The sequence below is a fragment of the Bacillus sp. AP8 genome, from assembly GCF_000321185.1.
Lineage (GTDB): Bacteria > Bacillota > Bacilli > Bacillales > DSM-1321 > Bacillus_AD > Bacillus_AD massilioanorexius.
In genome coordinates this window covers 1-22,641 of record NZ_CAPG01000045.1, presented here as the reverse complement: position 1 = coordinate 22,641, position 22,641 = coordinate 1, and the positions used below count along the sequence as shown (strand labels likewise).

The following is a 22,641-nucleotide window of genomic DNA, read 5'->3' as shown; positions in this document are numbered from 1 at the left end:
GGAGGATATTATGAATCAAAAAATCGCAAAGATGATTGATCATACTGTATTAAAAGCTGACACCACAGAAAGCCAAATTGTAACGCTATGCCAAGAAGCTCGTGAGTATAATTTCGCTTCTGTATGTATTAATCCTACCTGGGTTAAAAAAGCAGCTGAATTGTTACAAGGATCAGGAGTAGATGTTTGTACAGTTATTGGTTTTCCGTTAGGTGCCAATACACCAGAAGTAAAAGCATTTGAAACAACTCAAGCCATCAAAGATGGAGCGACTGAAGTTGATATGGTTATTAACATTGGAGCTTTGAAAGATGGCGATAATGACTTAGTAGAGCGTGATATTAGAGCTGTTGTAGATGCAGCCAAAGGAAAAGCTTTAACGAAGGTTATTATTGAAACTTGTCTTTTAACTGATGAAGAAAAAGTTCGTGCTTGTGAGCTTTCCGTAAAAGCAGGTGCGGATTTTGTTAAAACGTCAACTGGATTCTCAACAGGTGGTGCAACGAAAGAAGATATTGCGCTTATGAGAAAAACAGTAGGGCCTAATATTGGTGTTAAGGCTTCAGGTGGCGTGAGAAATACGGAAGATGCACAAACAATGATTGAAGCAGGAGCAACTCGTATTGGTGCAAGTGCCGGAGTTTCAATTATCAAAGGTTTAACAGTGGATAGTGATTATTAAATTAAGAAGCAAGAGGGGCTGTCTGAAAAGTGATTTATTATCATTTTTCAGAGGCCCCTAAGCTTTTTGTTATCTACTTTTTTATAAATCCGTTAAATTGAGGTTACGATCTTTTTCCAGTGTAACTTTATTTTAACTTTGTTTGATGATGAAAAAGGGTGTCTATCAAGTTTTTCTTTTGAACTATGTCTTCTTTTTATTTTTTATTTCCCGCACCAATTTTGCGAGTGACTGTTATACTTTTACTTGCATCTGTTTCTGAACTGCTTGTAAATGATAAAGTAGTTGGACTTGGATTAAGGTGTTTATTGCTTCCTTTTGGAATCTTCACGTAAACTGGTACTTTTACAGAGTTTCCAGTAGGTACTTCAATTACATTATTTTGTAGCATGATTTCCCATCCTGCTTTAGTTTTTGCAGACAGTCGAATTAAATCTGTGGCTTTTCCAGTATTTTTTACATTGAAATTATAAACAGCTACTCTTCCAGGTGTAGCAGTATTCGAATAATCTGCAGCTACCCCACGTTTATAATTACCAGATCCGTCTGTATTACGAATAGCTACTCGGTAAGATAGTGCTCTTGTTTTATTATATTTTTTGTTTAAAATATAAAAATGTAATTTATTATATGGATCTTGATATTCACTTACAACATCTTTTGCAGTTCCTGCTTTGAATAAGGAATCTGCTAATTGTTGGAAATCCCTTTTAGATGACATAGATGTAGTACCATCAGGTCTCTTAAAGTCAACTTTGTTAATGTCCTCTTTATGAGAATCGATAACCCAAATGATTGGAGATGCTTCTATATATTTTGTTTTAGCTAATAGGACTCCTGAATCAGGTGTAAAGGAATCAAAACCTATTCGATCTACTACTTCAACGGTATAATTGTTATACCATTTTTCTCCTCTTTGCATATCAGCACGCCAATCATCTTTTAATGAGTTGGCTGGAGTCAAGTCTGTCATTTTGATATTAATACCATGGAGCTCAGTACGGTTAAATTGCTTACCGATTGGTATTTTTCTTGCGAGAATATCAGCGAATACTGGACCAGTATTTACTAGTTCATCTCTATCAATATTTAAGTATTCATCTTTTGATAGGAATCCTTGTTTAATTTTATTTCTTAGCATATGATGTGATGGTGCTGAAGACCCAAGGGTGGAAGGTACCATCCATCTTGTATGTGGGCCACCAGGACCATTAAAGCTACCTCTCCTCATTAACTCCCATGGTCCTGAATATGTACGTGACACAAGGACCCCATAAGGATTATTATAATTATCAGCAAGGTTCATAATATGACCGAACTCATGAGCAAATACACCCACACCACCATTTTCCCCTTGTATCGATGTTCCGCCACTTGCAGATGACCAAATTCCCTTAGCTGCATACCATGATGTCCAAGGTACGTATCGCGTAACTGCTGAATTTTCCATGCCTGGAATTTGTGGACCAAAGCTATCGGCTATCGAGTTGGGATCTTGGAACATCATTTCTCCAAATTCTTGCCAAACTCCGGATTCATCATATCCTGCATGTAAAATAAATTTAAAATCATATTTTTTCCAGAAGCATCAATATCAGCTTGTGCTTTATTAACAGCCTCTGTTCTTAAATTTTTACCAGTGTAACCTGCAGGCATGTTTACAGTTTGTCCAAATTCATTGAGATCATATTGGAATTCGTTATGGTCCATTCGGTAAGTGCCGAAGGAATCTAATTTGATTTTCCATTTTCCATAGGAATTTTCTCTCCAGTATTCGTTGATTGTTCTATAGTTATTAGATGCTTGAGGTTTATTCAAGAAGTCGACCCAAAACTTACCTAGTTGATCGCGAGGGACATTACCAGTGCCTTATGGATTTCCTGCGATTTCTGAACCTTTTGATTGACTAATAATAAATTCTTGATCCGGAAAATCTACAATAATTAATGCACCTCTTAGGACTCTTTCTGGTTCAATTGTTGATTTTTGCCAATCAATACCTGGAATAGGTTTATAGTCCTTCCAAATCATATCTCGTGGTAGAACCCAAGATTGCGTATCTACAGGTTTAGGAAATGAAGATAAGCCTGGTTGTTTTGCGTACACGGTAGAAGATATACTCATTAATACAAAAACAATGAGTAATGTGAGTATTCTATTAGTACGTTTCACATCAAAAGCTTTCTCTTAATATTTTTCACTACAAAACTATCATATTGTAATTCTGAAAATTCTGTTAATTTAATGGGTGAAAAAGGAAAATAAGAGAGTCATCCTATATATTTCTGGTATCGAAGTATTTTTATGTAGTAAAAAGGTTGAGGTTTTTTCGGAAAATAGTTCTTGTAATATGAAAATCAAAAAATAGTTCTATATATTCAAGAGAAAAGTAAGGGTTGTCGAAAATAAGAAGGGGGGAGGCGGTAGACTCCCACCTAATGCATTCTATTAGGTTCTATTGTGTATAGTAAGTAAAAATTTAGAAAATACATTAACAAATGGTAACACCAATAAAGAACAAATGACATTAAAAATAACACTGGCATGAGCAAGTTGAACATGTTTCTCATCCGTGAAAAAGGCTGCAGCTTCTTGTAATTGATGAATAAAAGGGAAAAATAATAGAACGCCTAATACATTAAGCCAAATATGTGCATAAGCAGTAAGTTTCGCTTCTTTGCCAGCGCCAAGACTAGCAATATATCCTGTTATACAAGTGCCAATATTAGAACCGAGCATGATGGCAATACCTGAATCCACTGTTAATTGACCACCCATTATAAACCCCATTGCAATGGCGATTGTAGCTGTGCCAGAATGAATTGTACCAGCGAACAGGGCTCCAACAATAACAGCCAATATTAAATGATTTTCAATGGATTGTACGGTTGCTGTGAAATATCGATACTGTGAGAAAGGCTCAGCCAAGGAAGTAAATCCATTAATAGCGTAAAAAATCATAAATAATCCGAAAATGGAAAAGCCAAGATATCGAATGGAGGATTTAGGTATGAGCATGAGAAGAAATCCAATAATAAGTCCAGGTATAACATATGTATCAGTGGAAAAAGATAAGAATTCAGCTGTGACAGTTGTTCCGATATTACTTCCTAAAATAATCCCTATGCTTTGTTGAAAGGTAATTCCTCCAACTGAAACTAGGCCGACAGTCATTACCATTACTGCAGAACTACTCTGTAAAAGGGCTGTAAATATCATTCCAGTGAAAAAGCCTTTTATCGGAGTAGATGTTAAGGAATGCAACCTAGATTTTAATTTCTCACCAGTCAAATTAAAAAGTCCATTTCTTAATAATGCAATCGCAACCAAAAAGACGATGATATACAATGTAAATAATATTACTTCTCGCATAGCTTATCCCCCTTAAAAATATCTTATTGTTGATATTTATGGACATGCATAAAACTTTCTAAAAGTTAGATATATTTACAGGAGGAGAAATATCTATTGTATTCAATCATTTTTATAGAAGTAGTTGACCTTATATTATCCTTATATTATAATCGATAAGTACATGATGTGAATTATGTTACATCTTGAGTTAGTGTGTTGTGTTCGGAGGGAGGGATCGAGATGTCTAAAACTGTAGTTCGTAAAAACGAATCACTTGAAGATGCTCTTCGTCGCTTTAAACGTTCTGTATCTAAAACAGGTACTTTGCAGGAAGCAAGAAAGCGCGAATTTTATGAAAAGCCAAGCGTAAGACGTAAGAAAAAGTCTGAAGCTGCTAGAAAACGTAAATGGTAAGAGAGGGTGGAAGCATGAGTCTTCTCGATCGTTTAAATAATGACATGAAACAAGCGATGAAGAACAAGGAAAAAGACAAGCTATCTGTTATTCGTATGATTAAGGCGGCTTTACAAAATGAAGCATTAAAGCTTAGGAAAGACGAATTATCAGAAGCGGAAGATTTGACAGTCCTTTCTCGCGAATTGAAACAACGTAAAGACTCTCTCCAAGAGTTTTCAAATGCTGGTCGTGAAGACCTCGTTGAAAAGATTCAAACTGAAATCAAATACGTAGAAGTATATATGCCTCAGCAACTTACGGAAGAGGAAGTAAGTAAGATTGTAATAGAAACCATTCAAAGCGTTGGAGCTACTTCTAAAGCTGATATGGGTAAAGTAATGGGAGCGCTAATGCCTAAAGTAAAAGGTAAAGCAGACGGTTCTCTTGTAAATAAATTAGTACAACAACATCTATCTTAAACTCGTTTAAAAACCACAAGCATTTGCTTGTGGTTTTTAAATTTGGCTCATGATATACCTTGCTGGCTTTCGAAGGAAGTGAGTATCCTGAAGCAGAATTCAATCTATACTCATTACTGGTTTCGTGTTTTTTCTTTTTGTATAAATAGTTGTATATACTTCTCAATAAATTTTAGAAAAAGAATGAAGAAAACACATATTTTTTTGAAACCATATGTGATGTGAATCGTATAACAGTTATCGCTTAATAAAAATATCGAAAGGAGGGAAATTCGTGCGCAAATGGTTCTCCTTTATACTACTGATACTAATATTTACTTCATGGTTTCTTCCGCATAATGCACAAGCGAGTAAGGAAAAGGTTTATATTGTTCCAATTGAAGATACGGTCGAAGATGGTTTATACGCATTTTTACAAAGAGCGTTATCTACAGCAGAAGAAAATAATGCAGCTGCAATTATATTTCATGTGAATACACCGGGTGGAGTTGTAGATTCGGCTACGAAAATAGGAAAATTATTTACTGATTCAAATATCCGTACAATAGCATGGGTAGATAATCGGGCTTTATCAGCAGGTGCATACATTTCATTAAATGCTGATGAAATTTATATGAGCCCAGGTTCAACAATGGGTTCTGCGGCTATTATAGATGGTTCAGGAAATGCGGCGGATAAAAAAGCACAATCCTATTGGTTGGCAGCCATGAAAACAGCTGCAGAACAAAATGGAAGAGATCCTAAATACGCAATGGCGATGGCCGATGATAATAATACTTTAACTTCCTTTGGCGCTGGTCCTGGAAAATTGTTAACGTTAACAGAAAAGCAAGCTGAAGAGGTTGGGTATAGTGAGGGAACTGTCGAAAATAAAGAAGAGTTATTAAAAACATTAGGATATGAAAACACAGATGTTAGGAATATAGATGAAAGCTTTGCGGAAAAAGTTGCTCGTTTTCTCACTAATCCCGTTGTGATTCCAATTTTACTTACAATTGGATGCTTAGGTTTAGTTATTGAATTGTTCTCACCGGGATTTGGTCTACCAGGATTAACTGGGATTGCAGCATTCATGCTATTTTTCTTTGGACATTTAATAGCAGGGTTGACCGGCTATGAAACCATCATATTATTCCTATTAGGTATGGCTTTACTCATATTAGAGCTGTTTTTACCGGGGGGAATTGCTGGAGCAATTGGGTTTGCTGCAGTAATCGGTAGCTTATTTCTGGTAAGTGATAATAATACACATATGGCTGTTTCAATATTAATTGCACTTGTGGTATCCTTATCAGTATCTATCTTAATGGTAAAGGTGTTTGGAAAACAGATGAAATTCCTAAAAAGAATGATTTTAACCGATTCAACAAGTAGTGAAAGTGGATATGTGTCAAATGTTAATCGATTAGATTTAATTGGTAGAATAGGTGTTGCATATACGGATCTTCGTCCTTCAGGTATAGCTGTCATTGATGACGAGAGAGTGGATGTTGTATCAGAAGGTAGCTTCATAGCGAAAGATAGTAAAGTAAAAGTTATTAAAACAGAAGGATCAAGAATTGTAGTTAGAGAAATTAAGTAGTAAGGAAGGATGATTTCATTTATGGGTCCAGAAACAGTTACGCTAATTATAGCTGTATTTGTCGGTATTGTTTTTCTATCCATTTTCTTCACGTTTGTACCAGTAATGCTTTGGATTTCAGCATTAGCTGCTGGCGTAAGAATTAGCATTTTAACTTTAGTTGGTATGAGACTTCGTCGTGTTATTCCAAGTCGTGTAGTAAACCCGCTTATTAAAGCACATAAAGCTGGTTTGAATGTGACAACTAACCAACTAGAAAGTCATTATCTAGCTGGTGGTAATGTTGACCGTGTTGTAAATGCTTTGATTGCTGCTCAACGGGCAAACATTGAATTAAGTTTTGAAAGAACAGCAGCAATTGACCTTGCTGGGCGTGATGTTTTACAAGCGGTTCAAATGAGTGTAAATCCAAAAGTAATTGAAACACCATTTATTGCAGGTGTGGCTATGAATGGGATTGAAGTTAAAGCGAAAGCTCGTATTACAGTACGAGCAAATATTGAAAGATTAGTAGGGGGAGCTGGCGAAGAAACTATTGTTGCCCGTGTAGGTGAAGGTATTGTATCAACAATAGGTTCATCAGATAGCCATGCTCAAGTACTAGAAAATCCAGATATGATTTCTCGTACCGTTTTAGCTAAAGGTCTTGACTCTGGAACAGCGTTCGAAATTCTATCGATTGATATTGCTGATGTGGATGTAGGTAAAAATATTGGTGCTACACTTCAAACAGACCAAGCAGAGGCAGATAAGAAAATTGCCCAAGCGAAAGCAGAAGAAAGACGTGCAATGGCTGTTGCCCAAGAGCAAGAAATGAGAGCGCGTGTAGAAGAAATGAGAGCGAAAGTTGTTGAATCGGAAGCTGAAGTACCTCTTGCAATGGCAGAAGCATTGAAAAAGGGGAATATGGGTGTAATGGATTATATGAATTTACAAAACATTACAGCTGATACGGAGATGAGAGATTCTATTAGCAAGATGTCTGACGAAGAGAAAAAATAAACGTTATTGATATCAGATGTTTGGTCATAACTTTTCGTGTGTGAAAAGCTATGAAAGACTCTCAGTCTGAACAATTTGGTTACCTAGCTTCGGCGTCTTAGTTCATCTCTATTGATTAGAAGTACCTCTAGAAGGTGGATTAACCATCTAGGGGTACTATCTGAGATGTACAAGATTATACTTTAAAGCTGATATCTCAGTTATAACCTTTGATCAATCTTGGAATGTGTTTGTGCGTTTCTTTATAAGGTAAGAAGTATTTTATTTTGCACCTAGCATACTGTCTAAATTTACACTTGACACGCTAGGTCATAAGCCGTTCCATTTAGGAGGTTGAATACCACTGCTTCCTGTAAGTCATCTCTTACGAACTTGTATGTCTCCTTTCTGAAAAGAGACATATTAGCGATTGAAGATGTAAATGGATCGATAGTTTTCTTCGAGATAAGAGCTACGTTAAAAAGGCCTGATGACGGTTTTTCTTATAAAATGTCTAGAAAGGAGGATGACTCCTTATGATTGAAAAATTATTTGAGTTTGTAACAGATAATTTTATATTCGTTTTTATCATTATTGGTATTATTAGTTCGCTATTTGGCAAGGAAGATAAGAAGAAAAATAATAAAACAAATCGACCGACACAAGAAACGCAGCATAGACACCAAAGACCAGAGCGTACCCAGACCATTAAAACGATAGAACGAAAAATGGAAGATATGGCTAAGAAATTGCCTCAAGAAGCGAAAAAAGCGTTGGATACTGTTCATCCGGAAAAGATGAAAAAAGTGATGAGTTCTGCTCCTAGTAAAGTGGAGGAGCATCATCCTAATAAGTATGACCAATATGCAAGGCAAATTGCTGAAATGGAAAGAGAAGTTGAACATACGGTAATGAATGTTACGTCACTTAAAAAAACGGGTTCTTTACCTCATCAACAGCATCATAAAACTTTAAAGACATTCAGCAAGAATAACTTAGTAAATGGACTTATTATGCATGAGATTTTAGGTCCTCCAAGATCTAAGAAAAAGTTTAGATAAACAAGTGCTAGAATCCTCTTATCACTCATACATTTGAGTGAAAGGGGGTTCTTTTTTTATGGCGAAAAAGTGGAGTCAAAAAGTTAAACAGTTATTTGTAAACAGCACTGATTTTCCTAAAGATGTCATGATGGACCTCCCGAGAATTACGATGATCGGACAATTACATATATATATTGAAAACCATAGAGGGTTAATAGCCTTTACAGAAAATGAAATCCGATTGCAATTAAGCAAAGGTCAATTATCAATTCAAGGCAATGCTTTTGTTATAAAAACGATATTACCAGAAGAAATTCTATTAGAAGGAGTTATAACTTCTGTTTCGTTTGTTGAATGAAACGGGAGTTTGACTTTTGTTTTTATATGTAAGGGATGTATTGATAGGTCAGATGATTAATGATCACCACTTTACTTAATGGTGTTCAATAAAATGTGTACAAGCTATCGGTGTTCATTACTGCAGAATAAGAGAGAACTTCTGGCTGATGTTTTTGTTTGATTGATGGTTTAAAATGCTGATTCGGTTCATATTGATGCAGTTCTTTTATTACATTTTTCTAGTATGAATGGGAGTCTTAAGACCAGTTTGATCGGTATAAATGTGGGAGGTCGTGATGTTTATGAGAAATCAATGGTTGAATTTTTATACGGGTAGTGTAGAGGTCAAAGTATACGGTTTGCATATAGAACGCTTTTTAAATGATTTAGTTGAAAAAAGAGTGAAAATCTGGAATATGAAAAGAATGGGTGAACAGCATATTGTTTTTTCAATACCGCTTCATGACGTTGGGAAAATGCGTGTCATACTCCGTAAATATGATTGCAAAGTTAAGTTTCTCAAAAGATCTGGTGTTCCCTTTTTAACAAGAAGGCTTATAAGAAATAGTGGATTTTTGGTAGGTTTTTTCGTTTTTCTTATCTGCCTATTTCTCTTATCTAACGTAGTATGGAATATTGAAGTTACCGGAGCCAAGCCTGAAACAGAACATGCAATAAGAAAAGAACTTGCGAAAATGGGTGTAGAAAAAGGGAAATTTCAATTTTTTATGGAAGATTCCGATGCCATTCAACGCATTTTATCACAGGAAATTGATGAAATTACTTGGGTAGGAGTAGAATTAAAAGGAACGAGCTACCATCTTCAAGTTGTTGAAAAGAAGGAGCCTAAAAAAGCTAAAGTATATGATATACAAAATTTGGTTGCTAATAAAAAAGCCATTATACGTAAAGTTTTGGTCGAACAAGGTAAGGCGAAAGTTAATGTGAATGAGTATGTGCATAAGGGGCAATTGCTTGTGTCAAGCAATATAGGGAAAGATGAAAAAAGTGTACATGTACCAGCAAAAGGAATTGTGTTAGGAGAAATATGGTACAAGTCTAACGTGGAAATTCCGCTAGAGACTCAGTTCTCAGTATTAACGGGTAAGGAGTTAATGAAACATTACATTACGATTAATCAGTTTTCGATTCCTATTTGGGGATTCTCTAAAAATCCTTATAAAAATTACGGAAAAGAAGTAACGAAGAAGCCGTTTTACTTTTTAGGATGGAAATTACCGATATCATATAAAAGTGTAACTTATCGTGATAAAGAAGAGGTTGTAAGGGAATATTCAAAGAAAGAAGCTATAGAAAAAGGACTTGAAGTAGCAAAGAGTGATTTGAAAAAAATTCTACCTAAAAATAGTGATATCGTTGGAGAAAAAGTTTTGCACGAAAGAATTGAGAATGGTAAAGTTATATTATCAATACATTACCAAGTACTAGAAAATATAGCGATTGAACGACCAATTATCCAAGGAGATTAACGAATGACATTAGAACAAAAAATGGTAGACATACAGTTTGAAACACCAAATGAAGCATTAGCTCTATTGGGAACATCTGATAGCAATTTAAAAGTTCTTGAAGAAGAATTAAAAGTTTCGATTATTACTCGTGGAGAAAAAATTTCAATTGGTGGAGATGCTTCTAATGTTGAAGCGGCATATGATGTAATTAAGGCTCTGTTATCTGTTATACGAAAAGGTATAAAGGTCAGTGCACGAGATGTTGTGTACGCTGTATCTCTTGCTGAAAAAGGAGCTTTAGAATATTTTGAAGAAATGTATGATGAAGAGATTGCAAAAACAGTTAAAGGTAAACCGATTCGCGTAAAAACACTCGGACAAAAACAATATATTAATGCTATTAAATCGCATGATATCGTGTTCGGTATTGGACCAGCTGGTACAGGGAAAACGTATTTAGCGGTTGTTATGGCTGTTGCCGCTCTTAAGAGTGGTAAAGTGAATAAAATTATTCTTACAAGACCTGCCGTTGAGGCTGGTGAAAGTCTAGGCTTTCTTCCTGGTGATTTGAAGGAAAAGGTGGATCCGTATTTAAGACCATTATATGATGCATTGCATGACGTATTAGGATCTGAGCATACTCAAAGATTAATTGAAAGAGGCATTATTGAAATAGCTCCTCTTGCTTATATGCGTGGTAGGACATTAGATGATGCTTTCATTATTTTAGATGAAGCACAAAACACAACTGAAGCACAAATGAAGATGTTCTTAACTCGATTAGGATTTGGCTCGAAAATGATTATTACGGGCGATCGATCACAGATTGATTTGCCGAGAAATGCGAAATCAGGATTAGTGGCAGCTACGGAAATATTGAGTGAAGTAAAAGGGATTAGCTTTATCTTCTTAGAAGGTAGTGATGTGGTACGACATCCTTTAGTAGGGAAAATCGTCACAGCTTATGAAAATCATGGTGCATAGAAATAATAGAAACCGTCAGGGTATATTGACGGTTTTTTTGTTTGAAAGGGTGAAAGTTGTATTAAAAACTGCTATGATTTTTATAATAGCTAATCAGGCTACTTATTAGGTCCTTGAAAGAACGATGTATGATTTGGAGGAAAGTCCGATTATGAAAATAAATCAGTTTTTGTCACAAGTTAAACAATTACTTCAACATACTTTTTTTCAAGTGTTGTTATTCGCCTTACTTGCTCTTTTAGCATATAGCGTGATGTTTTCGAATGTGCGACCTGAAAAGATTGATGTAGAACTACTTAAAGTATCAGATACAACGATCAGGTCACCCAAAACGGTAGAAGACGTTGAGAAAACAGAAAAAGAAAAGCAAGAGGTGTTGAATCAAGTAACAGCAGAGTATACGTTGAAGAAGGAATATGCTCAAAATCGTGTGGATTTAATCTCCTCTATATTTGATTCTGTGCTTGAAGTAAAGAAAGAGTTTAGGGAACAATCTACTTCTGAGAAAAAAACATTAACCGCACAAGAAAAGTCCGAACAACTGGCTGAACAACTAAGCTCATTAAAAAGTAAACTAACGGATGATGTTAATAAAGCAATACCAGAATCTACTTATAGAGCTCTTTTAAGAGCCAATGAAAATGATTTATTAGTTGCTCAAGATATCACGGTTACTGCCATCAATGATGTGATGAGCAAAAATAAAATACCATCTAATGAAGTAGAAAATGCTAAAAAGCTAATTGAAGATGAGATAAAATCATCAGCGGTTAGCTCTGATCTACGCAGTTCATCAGTTGAGTTAGCTCGTTATGCTATCACGCAAAATTATTTTTTAGATCAAGAGAAAACGGATGAGAAGCGTCAGAAAGAATTAGAAAGTGTTGAACCTGTCATGATTCTTCAAGGTCAAATTCTTGTTGAAAAAGGACAACTTGTTGATCGAGACGTGTATCATAATTTAGAATTAGTAGGTTTGTTGAATAATGAAAATTCATTTTCGCCATTTATAGGATTGGCATTACTAGTCACTTTTACATTTGGTCTGATGTTTTATTTTTATCGAATTTTTGAAAAAGAAAATATGCAAAGACATAGTCATATTTTAATTTTTAGTTTAGTATTTATACTTGCCCTTTCAATTATGAAAACACTAAGTTTACTTTCCGCTGTTGAAAGTTATGATTTAAGCTTTTTCGTACCAGCGGCAATGGGAACCATGATTTTGAAAATACTATTAGATGGGCGATATGCGATAGCTTTTACAATTATTATGAGCATATTCGGTGCCATTATTTTTAATGAGAATATGACAACGAACTTTAATCTTTCGGCAGGTTTGTATATATTGCTAAGTGGGATAGCCGCTCTTTTGTTACTATCAACTCGAGATTTACAATCTAAGCTTTTTAAGATGGGCATTTTATTATCCTTTGTACATATCATTATTATTTTCGCGCTTGTCTTTACAATGGATATGCAATTGGATCGTATTGATTATTTCGTTTATATTTTTGCAGCATTTACGGCTGGTCTAGCTTCGTCTATTTTAACGATTGGGTTTTTACCGTTTTTTGAAGCGGGATTTGGTATATTGTCTACTATGAAGCTAATTGAGCTTTCTAATCCAAATCATCCTTTACTTAGGAAAATATTAACCGAAGCTCCGGGCACGTATCATCATAGTGTTATGGTTGCTAATTTAGCTGAAACAGCTAGTGAGGCAATTGGAGCAAATGGGTTATTGGCAAGGGTTGGCTGCTATTATCATGATCTTGGTAAAACGAAGAGACCACAGTTTTTTATTGAGAATCAAATGAATATTGAAAATCCACATGATAAATTGAAGCCTGCGACAAGTAGAGATATTATTATCGCTCACGTTACTGATGGGGTAAAGATTTTGAGAAAACATAAAATGCCTAAGGAGATAATCGATATTGCTGAACAACATCATGGTACGACTCTTTTAAAATTCTTTTATTTTAAAGCAAAAGAATTAGGAGAAGATGTGAAGGAAGAAGACTATCGTTATCCTGGTCCTAAAGCGCAAACGAAGGAATCAGCTATTATTGGTGTGGCGGATAGTGTGGAAGCCGCTGTTCGCTCTATGAGTCATCCAACGAAAGAAAAAATCGAAGTATTAGTTAAGAATATCATTCGGGATCGAATAAATGATAATCAATTTTCAGAGTGTGACATTACGTTTAAAGAGCTAGAAATTATTGAAAGAACTTTGTGTGAAACATTGAATGGAATTTTTCACTCTCGCATAGAGTACCCAGATATTAAAAATGAAGGATAGTAGGTGAAGTTAATGCTTCTAATTGATTTTATTGATGAAACAAATGCTGTAGAAGCACAGGATACTCAACTTATTGAGCAGTTGCTGCAATTTGCTGCAGAGGCAGAAGAAATTAAAGAGGAATGTGAAGTTTCTATCACATTTGTAGATAATGAAGCGATACGAGAGATTAATAAGCAGTATCGAAATAAGGATGCAGCTACTGATGTTATCTCATTTGCTATGGAAGAAATGGGAGAAGATGAAATCGAAGTCATTGGAGCAGACATGCCAAGAGTATTAGGGGATATCATCATTTCTGTTGATCGTACGAAGGAACAAGCTGAAGAGTACGGACATAGCTTTCATCGTGAATTGGGTTTTTTAGCGCTACATGGTTTTTTACATCTTTTAGGCTATGATCATATTGAAAAAGAAGATGAGATAAAAATGTTCTCTAGACAGAAGGAGATTTTAGCCGGTTATGGCTTATCGAGGCAGTAACAAAAAGTTTCCGTTTTCCAAAAGTGTGAAATGTGCTTTTGAAGGAATTGGTTTTTCTTTGCAAGAAAGAAATGTAAAGATTCATCTTTGTGTAGCTGTTTTGGTCATTATAGCGGGTCTATATTTTTCAATATCTCGTGTAGAATGGCTGTTTATCATAACTTGTATTGCAGGTATGTTCGCTTTAGAACTTATGAATACGGCTATTGAAAAAGTAGTCGATTTGGTGACGAATGATTATCATCCGTTAGCAAAAATGGCGAAGGATATAAGTGCGGGAGCTGTACTTATTTATACATTTTATTCAATAATTGTAGGTATCATTATATTTTTACCGAAAATATTGAACATACTATTAGAACAAATAAAATAAATGTACAATTATGCTTGTAATTTATAACAAGTGTATTACATTTTTTTTAAGTGAATCTCTGACAAGCTTTTTTGATGTAAAATAAAGCTATGGTCTAAGTGAAGGGAAGTTAAGAATGGAAGTAAAACAATTAATCGAAGAATCTAAAAAAGCTCGTGAAAAAGCATATGTTCCTTATTCAAAATTTAAAGTAGGAGCGGCTTTGTTAACGAAAGATGGAAAAGTATTTCATGGATGTAATATAGAAAATGCCGCTTATAGTATGGCAAATTGTGCAGAAAGAACAGCTTTGTTCAGCGCATATGCACATGATGAAAGAGAATTTGAGAAATTAGTAGTGGTTGCAGATACGCCAGGGCCATGTGCTCCATGCGGGGCTTGTCGCCAAGTAATATCTGAACTTTGTCCAAAGGACATGACAGTAATCTTAACAAATTTAAAAGGTGATGTTCAAGAACTAACAGTAGAAGAACTATTGCCTGGAGCATTTTCACCGGAGGATTTAAATGAGTAATAATACAACACATGAAAAGGCGTATAAATCGGGATTTATTTCAATCATTGGAAGACCGAATGTAGGAAAATCAACTTTTTTAAATCGAGTAATCGGACAAAAAATTGCCATTATGAGTGATAAACCACAGACGACTCGAAATAAAGTGCAAGGTGTTCTTTCAGCAAATGATTCACAAATGATTTTTATTGATACGCCAGGAATTCATAAGCCTAAGCATAAGCTTGGAGATTTTATGGTGAAAAGTGCAACTAACGCATTGCGTGAAGTAGATGTCATATTATTTATGGTTAATGCTGTTGAAGGAATAGGGCGTGGTGATGAATTTATCATTGAGAAGCTTCAAGGGTTAAAGACCCCAATCTTTCTTGTTGTAAATAAGATTGATGAGGTACATCCGGATGATTTATTGCCATTAATTGAAAAGTATAAAGAAAAGTTAAACTTTCAAGCAATTGTTCCAATATCAGCACTCGAAGGAAACAATATTGAAACGCTACTTTCAACAATTAAAGAACAACTTCCCGAGGGACCACAATATTATCCGGCTGATCAAATTACAGACCACCCAGAAAGATTTATTATTTCTGAGTTGATTCGTGAGAAGGCGTTACATTTAACACGTGAAGAAGTACCGCATTCGATTGCCGTTGTGATTGACTCTATCAAGAAAAAAGAAGAACGAGATATGATACATGTTATGGCAACGATTGTGGTAGAAAGAAGCTCCCAAAAAGGTATTATTATTGGGAAACAAGGAAGCATGCTAAAAGAAATAGGCCAAAGAGCTAGAACGGATATTGAATTATTGTTAGGTTCGAAGGTTTATCTAGAATTATGGGTAAAGGTTCAAAAGGATTGGCGTAATAAGATGTCAGTATTGCGTGATTACGGATTTAACGATGACTATTAATAGACGTGGTTAAATTTTTCATGCTGAAGGCATCTCAAATGGTCTAGCTATAGAACTATCGGGCTCGGAGAATAGGTTAGATCCTTTTCGAAAATCCAGAGAATATTTCCAATAAGGGCTGTTTAACGTTCTTCGTAAGTCTGATTCTTTTGCACATCGAATTAGTAATTTTTGTAGTACATGAAAATTTTATGGTCGGTCAAGATAATAGTATAGTTAGGATTTCAACTTGCTAGTGAAAAACTGAAAGGTGGGGTTTAGTATGTTGGATTTTACCTGGAGTATATTTAAGGAAACGGGTAATATTGATACGTATCTCCTGTTTAAAGAAATTCAGTTGGATCAACCAGACCCATGTGAAAATGTCGAAGAAGAACTAGCAGACATGAATTTTCCAATCTCCTAATAATTGTCTTGCCGTCTAAAGAAGGTGACTTGTCTTGATTCAAAAATGTGAGGGCATTGTCATTCGCCGGACGGATTATGGAGAAAATAACAAAATAATTACCATTTATACACGTGAATGGGGGAAAATCGGAGTGATGGCAAGAGGAGCCAATAAGCCAAACAGCAGGCTCTCTTCCGTCACTCAATTGTTTTATTATGGTTATTTTCTTGTACAAACCTCCTCGGGCTTAGGAAGCTTATCACAAGGAGAGTCTATTGAATCTTTTCGACATATTAGAGAAGATATCATGAAAACCGCATATGCATCGTACATAATTGAATTGCTTGATAAAGGAACTGAAGATAAAAAGCCTAATCCTTTTTTATTTGAGTTACTGTATCAAACACTGCATTATATCGATGAAGACTATGATCCACTTGTGTTGAAATTTATTTTTGAAATGAAAATGCTTCCTGTTCTAGGGATTCCTCCTATGCTTGATAGATGTGTCAACTGTGGAGAAACAGAAGGAGAGTTTTCTTTTTCAGTGAAAAATGGCGGTTTTTTATGTCATCGTTGTCAAAATGATGATCCTTATCGAATCAACATTAGTGCAAAATCTATAAAATTATTACGTTTGTTTTATTATTTTGATTTGTCACGATTAGGAAATATTTCCTTAAAAGCTGAAACGAAGAAGGAATTATCTTTTGTCATAGATGCTTATTACGAGGAATACTCTGGTTTACACTTGAAATCCAAGAAATTTTTACAGCAAATGAATAAACTAGAAGGTTTATTCTAATATGACAAAATAGCCTCATGAAGTATAAAATTATTATTTTTTACACATAATTTAGTTTAGTCATATTGACATTGCTAAAACTGTTGTATAAAATTCAAAGTATTATTAAGGTGAATATTGCAATGATGAAAAGTAGTAGCTAACTCCCTTTATAAAAGCGAGCCTGGGATTGGTGTAAGCCGGGTTATAAAAAGTTGGTGAAGGCGTTTCGGAGCAAGTAAGTAACTTAAAAGAGGCTGTTAACTTTACTTAACAGCAATTAGGGTGGAACCGCGGGTAACTCTCGTCCCTATGCTAGCTAATAGCATAGAGATGAGAGTTTTTTTGTTTCTCTTTTATCATCTATGCCATTAGCATAATAAAATTAGGTGGAGGTGCCGTATGAATATACAAAATATGATAGTAACATTACAAAAACATTGGTCAGAGCAAGGCTGTATCTTGATGAATGCTTATGATACGGAGAAAGGTGCAGGAACTATGAGTCCATATACGTTCTTACGAGCTATTGGACCTGAGCCATGGAATGTGGCTTATGTTGAGCCATCTCGTCGTCCTGCTGATGGTAGATACGGAGAAAATCCAAATCGTTTGTATCAACATCATCAGTTCCAAGTAATAATGAAACCATCTCCAGATAATATTCAAGAATTATATTTGGACTCATTACGTGCATTAGGAATTGATCCTTTAGAGCATGATATTCGTTTTGTTGAAGATAACTGGGAGAATCCATCTTTAGGATGTGCAGGCTTAGGTTGGGAAGTATGGTTGGATGGAATGGAAATCACTCAATTCACATATTTCCAACAAGTTGGTGGTTTAGAATGTAAACCTGTCTCAGTTGAAATCACTTATGGGATTGAGCGCTTAGCTTCTTACATTCAAAATAAAGAAAATGTATTTGATTTAGAATGGACAGAAGGATTTACAGTTCGAGACATTTTTGGTCAACCAGAATTTGAACACTCCAAATATACTTTCCAAACAAGTAACACAGAGATGTTATTTGAATTGTTTAACATGTATGAAAAAGAAGCTCATACACAAATGGAAGAAGGACTTGTGCATCCAGCATATGATTATGTTCTAAAATGCTCACACACTTTCAACTTACTTGATGCGAAAGGTGCCATTTCTGTTACTGAACGTACAGGATATATTGCGCGTTGTAGAAATTTAGCGAGAAAAGTTGCAAAAACGTTTTATGAAGAGCGTGAGAAATTAGGATTCCCAATCTTGAAACAGAAGGGAGAAAACAGCCATGAATAAGAAAGATTTATTATTAGAAATAGGACTAGAAGAGCTTCCAGCTCGTTTTGTAACCGATTCGATTGCGCAGCTTGCCAACAAAGTGGAGGCTTGGTTAAAAGAAAAAAATATTAGCTATTCTGAGATAAAAAAATATTCAACTCCAAGACGCTTAGCCATTTTAGTGACAGGTGTAAATGAAATGCAGGAAGATAAGAATGAAGAAGCAAAAGGTCCTGCTAAAAAAATCGCTCTTGATTCAGAAGGAAATTGGTCTAAAGCAGCGATTGGCTTTGCTAGAGGTCAGGGTGTAGCGGTTGAAGACATCTATTTTAAAGAAATTAAAGGTGTTGAATATGTACACGTTCAAAAATTTACTAAAGGTCAAGAAGTAAAAGACTTGTTAGTAGAATTAAAAGATATTATTACTTCATTATCTTTCCCGAAAAATATGCGTTGGGCAAATAATGACTTAAGATTCATTCGTCCTATTAAATGGATCGTTGCTCTTTTCGGAGAAGAAGTTATTCCTTTCTCTATTACAAATGTGGGGACAGGCAAGACATCACTCGGACATCGTTTCTTAGGGAAACAAGTAACGATTGAAGAACCAACAAGCTATGAAGAAAAAATGAAAGAGCAATTTGTTATTGTTGATGCAGACTATAGAAAACAATTGATTCGTACTCAATTACAAGAGTTAGAGAAGCAAAATGGCTGGGTTATTCCTGTAGATGAAGATTTGTTAGAAGAAGTAAATAACTTAGTAGAATATCCTACAGCGTTATTTGGAAAATTCGAAGATGAATTCTTAGAATTACCTGATCGTGTACTAATTACGTCAATGAAAGAACACCAAAGATATTTTCCAGTGAAAAATCAAAGCGGTGAGTTATTGCCATTCTTCGTAACAGTTCGAAATGGTAATGACAAAGGCATTGAAATCGTTGCTAAAGGTAATGAAAAAGTTCTTCGTGCACGACTTGCAGACGCAGCCTTCTTCTATCGTGAAGATCAAACAAAAGAAATTGCAGATTGCTTAAAGAAACTAGAAAGTATTGTTTATCATGAAGAAATTGGTACTCTTTCAGAAAAAGTAAGTCGTGTCCGAAGCTTAACAAATAGCATTAGTGATGCTTTGCAAGTGGATGCAGAAACAAAACAATTGGCAGACCGTACAGCAGAAATTGCTAAATTTGATTTAGTAACGGGAATGGTATATGAATTCCCAGAGCTACAAGGCTATATGGGTGAACGTTACGCACGTATTAAAGGCGAGAAGGAAGAGGTTGCTGTAGCGATTAATGAACATTATATGCCTCGTCATGCAGAAGATGATGTACCTTCAAGCCAAATTGGTGCAATTGTGAGCGTTGCAGAGAAAATGGATACAATTGCTTCATGCTTTGCGATTGGAAATATTCCTACTGGTTCTCAAGATCCTTACGCTTTACGTCGTCAAGCAAGCGGTATCGTACAAATTTTACTAGAAAAAAATTGGACGTTAAGCTTAGAAACGATCGTACAATTTGCACTAGACTTAGTCGAAAAACAAGGAATTGCGAAAAGAGATCTAGCGGAAATTAAAGCAGATATGATTACTTTCTTTGCTGCTCGTATTAAGCATTATTTAGGCGAAAAAGAAGTTAGATACGATTTAATTGATGCCGTACTAAGTGGTGAAATCGGTGAAGTAGCTTCACTTGTGAACCGCGCTCTTGTTCTTGAAAAAGTGAAAAATGATGAAAGCTTTAAAGCTAGTATTGAAGCATTGAGTCGTGTTATGAACATCGCTGTAAAGTTAGAGGTTGCTCCTAAGGTTAATACAGAGTTGTTCGAGAATGAATACGAAACAGCTTTATATAACCAATTTGTAGCGGTAAAATCAGAATACGAAACACTGCACAATGAAGAGAAAAAATTTAGCTTATTAACATCACTTAAGGGAGCTATTGAAGCATATTTTGATAACACAATGGTTATGGCAGATGATGAAGCATTACGTTTTAACCGTTTATCATTAATGAAAGAAATAAGTGATGAAATAAGCAGTTTTGCTCACGTAAATAAAATATTATCTATTTAATTTAAACAAACTGCTAATATTGTGGAGATTTTTCTCCATTAGTGTTGTCTAGTGACTAGGATAAGAATTAAAGAGACTGTTCATATGTCAATTTGAACAGTCTCTTTAAAAATATGTCTCCAGTTGTTCTTTCTGTTTGATTATTAGTAATAGTAGTGAAGAATTGAACAAAGTAGGAAGAAAAAAACAGCCTTTCTAAATTAGAAATTATCCTAAAAGGACTGGTGACGGTTTTTAGTATGAATCAAAGTGTTGTCTAGCTTCAGCGCCTAGCCCCTCGAGGTCATAATTCAAACTGACTAGAATGTCAAAGAGCGACTTTCTAGTCGGCTCGTCTTATGCTGGTCGGTTAGCTTACAAAAGCGTTGTCAATGGAAGTGAAAATTTTAAACTTAAGCACATTATGTTTAATAGATACGTATTTCTATGTCTAACCTTACACCTGCCATGCTCGGAAATAACCCATCTCTTTTCGAAAGTTAAAAACCAACTTTCTACAAGATCTGTCTTATTTCTGCTGCATGTCTCCTTTTTGATTAATAGTCGAAATAAATTTAGAAAAATAAGTAATACTTTCCTATTTCATGATAAGCGATTATCTAAAAAGGACCGGTGACGGTTTTTCTTTTATTAACCATTTTTATACATGTACTTTTGCTTACAGAATATATAGTATATAATATTTATATATAGTATATCTTATTTTCAGAATATTTGTGGTAAGGCGGTGATTATCATCGAACTGAATAAAAGACAAGAACATATTCTTCAAATTGTTAAAGAAAATGGTCCTATTACGGGCGAAAATATTGCTGAACAGCTTAACCTAACACGTGCAACTTTACGACCTGATTTAGCTATTTTAACAATGGCGGGATATTTAGATGCTAGACCACGTGTTGGTTATTTCTATAGTGGAAAAACAGGAACACAACTATTAACTGATAATCTTTCAAAGCTTTTTGTAAAAGATTATTCATCAATCCCGGTAGTAGTCAATGACGGCATTTCAGTTTATGACGCCATCTGTACGATGTTCCTTGAGGACGTTGGTACACTGTTTGTAGTGGATCAGAAATCGCTGCTTGTTGGGGTTCTCTCTAGAAAAGATCTACTAAGGGCGAGTATTGGCTCACAAGATTTAACGACTATTCCTGTCAATATTATTATGACAAGAATGCCAAATATTGCGATGTGTACACGGGATGATTTGTTAATCGATGTGGCAAAGCAATTGATTATTAAACAGATTGATGCCTTACCAGTTGTGAAACAAAATGATGAAGGCTATGAAGTGGTTGGTAGAATTACAAAAACAAATATAACAAAAGCACTAGTTGCTCTAGGAACAGAAGAACTGTAAAGTTTTGGGGAGGTTAAGCTATGGGTTCGACATTAATCTATGTGGTCTCTGATTCAGTAGGTGAAACCGCTGAATTGGTGACAAAAGCAGCCGTAAGCCAATTTATTAATAGTAATGTGACAATTAAAAGAATTCCTTACGTAGAAAATCCTGAACATATTGATGAAGTAATTGCATTAGCGAAGTTAAACCAAGCGATTATTGCTTATACGTTAGTTCGCCCTCATGACCGAGAATACATGAAGATGCGAGCAGAAGCAGAAAATATTACGACTTATGATATTATTGGTCCGCTCATGGATATGCTTCAAGCTAGCTTTAAATTAGAACCGGTTTATGAACCAGGTCTAGTTAGAAAACTTGATGAAGATTACTTTAAAAGAGTTGAAGCGATAGAATTTGCTGTTAAATATGACGATGGTCGAGATCCAAGGGGTATCCTCCGAGCAGATATCGTATTAGTAGGGGTATCTAGAACGTGTAAGACTCCTCTTTCTCAGTTTTTAGCTCATAAACGATATAAAGTGGCAAATGTGCCACTTGTTCCAGAAGTAGAACCTCCTGAGGAATTATTTTTAGTTGCACCAGAAAAATGCATCGGCCTTAAAATTAGTCCAGAAAAGCTAAATAATATCCGCAAAGAAAGATTAAAAACACTTGGTCTAGGCGATCATGCCATCTATGCTAATTTGGAAAGAATTAAAGAAGAATTGACATATTTTGAAAGCATCATTAGTAAATTAAATTGTCCGGTAATTGATGTAACAAATAAAGCAATTGAGGAAACAGCCAATACAGTAATAGATCTTATTAATAAAAACCGAAAATAAACACATGAAAAAAGACAC

General features: G+C 35.1%; 24 protein-coding genes and 1 other annotated feature. Of the genes, 20 read left to right on the top strand and 4 right to left on the bottom strand.

What is annotated here, in order from left to right; all coding sequences use genetic code 11:
* Nucleotides 1–10 precede the first annotated feature (10 nt).
* Entirely contained in the window at nucleotides 11–682 is a 672-nt protein-coding gene (gene deoC / locus BN349_RS12420; RefSeq protein ID WP_019242646.1) for a deoxyribose-phosphate aldolase, read from the top strand.
* A 196-nt stretch (nucleotides 683–878) separates the two neighbouring features.
* On the opposite strand, the gene BN349_RS23900 is transcribed toward deoC, so the two are convergent.
* The 4 genes from BN349_RS23900 to BN349_RS12410 form a co-directional block, all read right to left on the bottom strand.
* Nucleotides 879–2,189, bottom strand: coding sequence for an immune inhibitor A domain-containing protein (locus BN349_RS23900; RefSeq protein ID WP_232423554.1), 1,311 nt, complete (start codon nucleotides 2,187–2,189; stop codon nucleotides 879–881).
* Complete coding sequence (locus BN349_RS26370; RefSeq protein ID WP_232423553.1) at nucleotides 2,186–2,500, bottom strand: hypothetical protein; 315 nt, start codon at nucleotides 2,498–2,500, stop codon at nucleotides 2,186–2,188. The genes BN349_RS23900 and BN349_RS26370 overlap by 4 nt, the downstream gene beginning before the upstream one ends.
* A gap of 51 nt (nucleotides 2,501–2,551) precedes the next feature.
* A complete protein-coding gene (locus tag BN349_RS26365) occupies nucleotides 2,552–2,854 on the bottom strand; it encodes a hypothetical protein (RefSeq protein ID WP_232423552.1) in 303 nt (100 codons plus the stop codon).
* A gap of 276 nt (nucleotides 2,855–3,130) precedes the next feature.
* Nucleotides 3,131–4,054, bottom strand: a complete 924-nt coding sequence (locus BN349_RS12410) for a Na/Pi symporter (protein WP_019242645.1) — start codon at nucleotides 4,052–4,054, stop codon at nucleotides 3,131–3,133.
* Nucleotides 4,055–4,276: 222 nt separating this feature from the next.
* Here BN349_RS12410 and rpsU point away from each other — a divergent pair, with 222 nt between their 5' ends.
* The 19 genes from rpsU to BN349_RS12310 all read left to right on the top strand — a co-directional run bounded on the left by rpsU (nucleotide 4,277) and on the right by BN349_RS12310 (nucleotide 22,623).
* The gene (gene rpsU / locus BN349_RS12405) at nucleotides 4,277–4,450 is read left to right on the top strand and encodes a 30S ribosomal protein S21 (RefSeq protein ID WP_019242644.1); all 174 of its coding nucleotides are present in this window, start codon (nucleotides 4,277–4,279) and stop codon (nucleotides 4,448–4,450) included.
* A gap of 14 nt (nucleotides 4,451–4,464) precedes the next feature.
* Nucleotides 4,465–4,911, top strand: a complete 447-nt coding sequence (locus BN349_RS12400) for a GatB/YqeY domain-containing protein (protein WP_019242643.1) — start codon at nucleotides 4,465–4,467, stop codon at nucleotides 4,909–4,911.
* 274 nt (nucleotides 4,912–5,185) lie between these two features.
* Entirely contained in the window at nucleotides 5,186–6,493 is a 1,308-nt protein-coding gene (locus BN349_RS12395) for an NfeD family protein (RefSeq protein WP_019242642.1), read from the top strand.
* Between the two features lie 21 nt (nucleotides 6,494–6,514).
* The gene (gene floA / locus BN349_RS12390; protein WP_019242641.1) at nucleotides 6,515–7,495 is read left to right on the top strand and encodes a flotillin-like protein FloA; all 981 of its coding nucleotides are present in this window, start codon (nucleotides 6,515–6,517) and stop codon (nucleotides 7,493–7,495) included.
* A gap of 515 nt (nucleotides 7,496–8,010) precedes the next feature.
* A complete protein-coding gene (locus BN349_RS12380; protein ID WP_019242639.1) occupies nucleotides 8,011–8,535 on the top strand; it encodes a hypothetical protein in 525 nt (174 codons plus the stop codon).
* Nucleotides 8,536–8,593: 58 nt separating this feature from the next.
* Nucleotides 8,594–8,875 carry a sporulation protein YqfC gene (gene yqfC, locus BN349_RS12375; protein ID WP_019242638.1) on the top strand — a complete coding sequence of 94 codons (282 nt, stop codon included), beginning with the start codon at nucleotides 8,594–8,596 and terminating at the stop codon, nucleotides 8,873–8,875.
* 283 nt (nucleotides 8,876–9,158) lie between these two features.
* Nucleotides 9,159–10,346 (top strand): sporulation protein YqfD, encoded by a 1,188-nt coding sequence (gene yqfD / locus BN349_RS12370; protein ID WP_026089298.1) that lies wholly within the window; start codon nucleotides 9,159–9,161, stop codon nucleotides 10,344–10,346.
* Nucleotides 10,347–10,349: 3 nt separating this feature from the next.
* The gene (locus BN349_RS12365; protein ID WP_019242636.1) at nucleotides 10,350–11,312 is read left to right on the top strand and encodes a PhoH family protein; all 963 of its coding nucleotides are present in this window, start codon (nucleotides 10,350–10,352) and stop codon (nucleotides 11,310–11,312) included.
* Nucleotides 11,313–11,463: 151 nt separating this feature from the next.
* A complete protein-coding gene (locus tag BN349_RS12360) occupies nucleotides 11,464–13,617 on the top strand; it encodes an HD family phosphohydrolase (RefSeq protein WP_019242635.1) in 2,154 nt (717 codons plus the stop codon).
* Nucleotides 13,618–13,629: 12 nt separating this feature from the next.
* Nucleotides 13,630–14,100: an rRNA maturation RNase YbeY gene (ybeY, locus tag BN349_RS12355; RefSeq protein WP_019242634.1), complete on the top strand. Its 471-nt coding sequence runs from the start codon at nucleotides 13,630–13,632 to the stop codon at nucleotides 14,098–14,100.
* Entirely contained in the window at nucleotides 14,081–14,473 is a 393-nt protein-coding gene (locus BN349_RS12350; protein WP_019242633.1) for a diacylglycerol kinase family protein, read from the top strand. The genes ybeY and BN349_RS12350 overlap by 20 nt, the downstream gene beginning before the upstream one ends.
* 115 nt (nucleotides 14,474–14,588) lie before the next feature.
* Nucleotides 14,589–14,987 carry a cytidine deaminase gene (gene cdd / locus BN349_RS12345; RefSeq protein ID WP_019242632.1) on the top strand — a complete coding sequence of 133 codons (399 nt, stop codon included), beginning with the start codon at nucleotides 14,589–14,591 and terminating at the stop codon, nucleotides 14,985–14,987.
* A complete protein-coding gene (gene era / locus BN349_RS12340) occupies nucleotides 14,980–15,900 on the top strand; it encodes a GTPase Era (protein ID WP_019242631.1) in 921 nt (306 codons plus the stop codon). The genes cdd and era overlap by 8 nt, the downstream gene beginning before the upstream one ends.
* A 262-nt stretch (nucleotides 15,901–16,162) precedes the next feature.
* A complete protein-coding gene (locus tag BN349_RS25375; RefSeq protein WP_019242630.1) occupies nucleotides 16,163–16,306 on the top strand; it encodes a YqzL family protein in 144 nt (47 codons plus the stop codon).
* A 34-nt stretch (nucleotides 16,307–16,340) separates the two neighbouring features.
* Entirely contained in the window at nucleotides 16,341–17,093 is a 753-nt protein-coding gene (gene recO, locus BN349_RS12330) for a DNA repair protein RecO (RefSeq protein WP_019242629.1), read from the top strand.
* Between the two features lie 113 nt (nucleotides 17,094–17,206).
* Nucleotides 17,207–17,387: a binding site (T-box leader), on the top strand.
* Between the two features lie 87 nt (nucleotides 17,388–17,474).
* Entirely contained in the window at nucleotides 17,475–18,365 is an 891-nt protein-coding gene (gene glyQ / locus BN349_RS12325; protein ID WP_019242628.1) for a glycine--tRNA ligase subunit alpha, read from the top strand.
* Nucleotides 18,358–20,430, top strand: a complete 2,073-nt coding sequence (gene glyS, locus BN349_RS12320; RefSeq protein WP_019242627.1) for a glycine--tRNA ligase subunit beta — start codon at nucleotides 18,358–18,360, stop codon at nucleotides 20,428–20,430. The genes glyQ and glyS overlap by 8 nt, the downstream gene beginning before the upstream one ends.
* Before the next feature lie 727 nt (nucleotides 20,431–21,157).
* Entirely contained in the window at nucleotides 21,158–21,793 is a 636-nt protein-coding gene (locus tag BN349_RS12315) for a helix-turn-helix transcriptional regulator (protein WP_019242626.1), read from the top strand.
* Nucleotides 21,794–21,813: 20 nt separating this feature from the next.
* Nucleotides 21,814–22,623 (top strand): pyruvate, water dikinase regulatory protein, encoded by an 810-nt coding sequence (locus tag BN349_RS12310; protein WP_019242625.1) that lies wholly within the window; start codon nucleotides 21,814–21,816, stop codon nucleotides 22,621–22,623.
* The last annotated feature ends 18 nt before the right edge of the window (nucleotides 22,624–22,641 follow it).

Coding starts and splice junctions, on each gene's coding strand:
- glyQ (WP_019242628.1), top strand. CDS start 17,475: ATGAATATACAAAATATGATAGTAACATTACAAAAACATTGGTCAGAG.
- glyS (WP_019242627.1), top strand. CDS start 18,358: ATGAATAAGAAAGATTTATTATTAGAAATAGGACTAGAAGAGCTTCCA.
- BN349_RS12310 (WP_019242625.1), top strand. CDS start 21,814: ATGGGTTCGACATTAATCTATGTGGTCTCTGATTCAGTAGGTGAAACC.
- BN349_RS12380 (WP_019242639.1), top strand. CDS start 8,011: ATGATTGAAAAATTATTTGAGTTTGTAACAGATAATTTTATATTCGTT.
- BN349_RS12365 (WP_019242636.1), top strand. CDS start 10,350: ATGACATTAGAACAAAAAATGGTAGACATACAGTTTGAAACACCAAAT.
- deoC (WP_019242646.1), top strand. CDS start 11: ATGAATCAAAAAATCGCAAAGATGATTGATCATACTGTATTAAAAGCT.
- BN349_RS23900 (WP_232423554.1), bottom strand. CDS start 2,189: ATGATGTTCCAAGATCCCAACTCGATAGCCGATAGCTTTGGTCCACAA.
- yqfD (WP_026089298.1), top strand. CDS start 9,159: ATGAGAAATCAATGGTTGAATTTTTATACGGGTAGTGTAGAGGTCAAA.
- BN349_RS25375 (WP_019242630.1), top strand. CDS start 16,163: ATGTTGGATTTTACCTGGAGTATATTTAAGGAAACGGGTAATATTGAT.
- floA (WP_019242641.1), top strand. CDS start 6,515: ATGGGTCCAGAAACAGTTACGCTAATTATAGCTGTATTTGTCGGTATT.
- era (WP_019242631.1), top strand. CDS start 14,980: ATGAGTAATAATACAACACATGAAAAGGCGTATAAATCGGGATTTATT.
- cdd (WP_019242632.1), top strand. CDS start 14,589: ATGGAAGTAAAACAATTAATCGAAGAATCTAAAAAAGCTCGTGAAAAA.
- yqfC (WP_019242638.1), top strand. CDS start 8,594: ATGGCGAAAAAGTGGAGTCAAAAAGTTAAACAGTTATTTGTAAACAGC.
- rpsU (WP_019242644.1), top strand. CDS start 4,277: ATGTCTAAAACTGTAGTTCGTAAAAACGAATCACTTGAAGATGCTCTT.
- BN349_RS12350 (WP_019242633.1), top strand. CDS start 14,081: ATGGCTTATCGAGGCAGTAACAAAAAGTTTCCGTTTTCCAAAAGTGTG.
- BN349_RS12360 (WP_019242635.1), top strand. CDS start 11,464: ATGAAAATAAATCAGTTTTTGTCACAAGTTAAACAATTACTTCAACAT.
- ybeY (WP_019242634.1), top strand. CDS start 13,630: ATGCTTCTAATTGATTTTATTGATGAAACAAATGCTGTAGAAGCACAG.
- BN349_RS12410 (WP_019242645.1), bottom strand. CDS start 4,054: ATGCGAGAAGTAATATTATTTACATTGTATATCATCGTCTTTTTGGTT.
- BN349_RS12400 (WP_019242643.1), top strand. CDS start 4,465: ATGAGTCTTCTCGATCGTTTAAATAATGACATGAAACAAGCGATGAAG.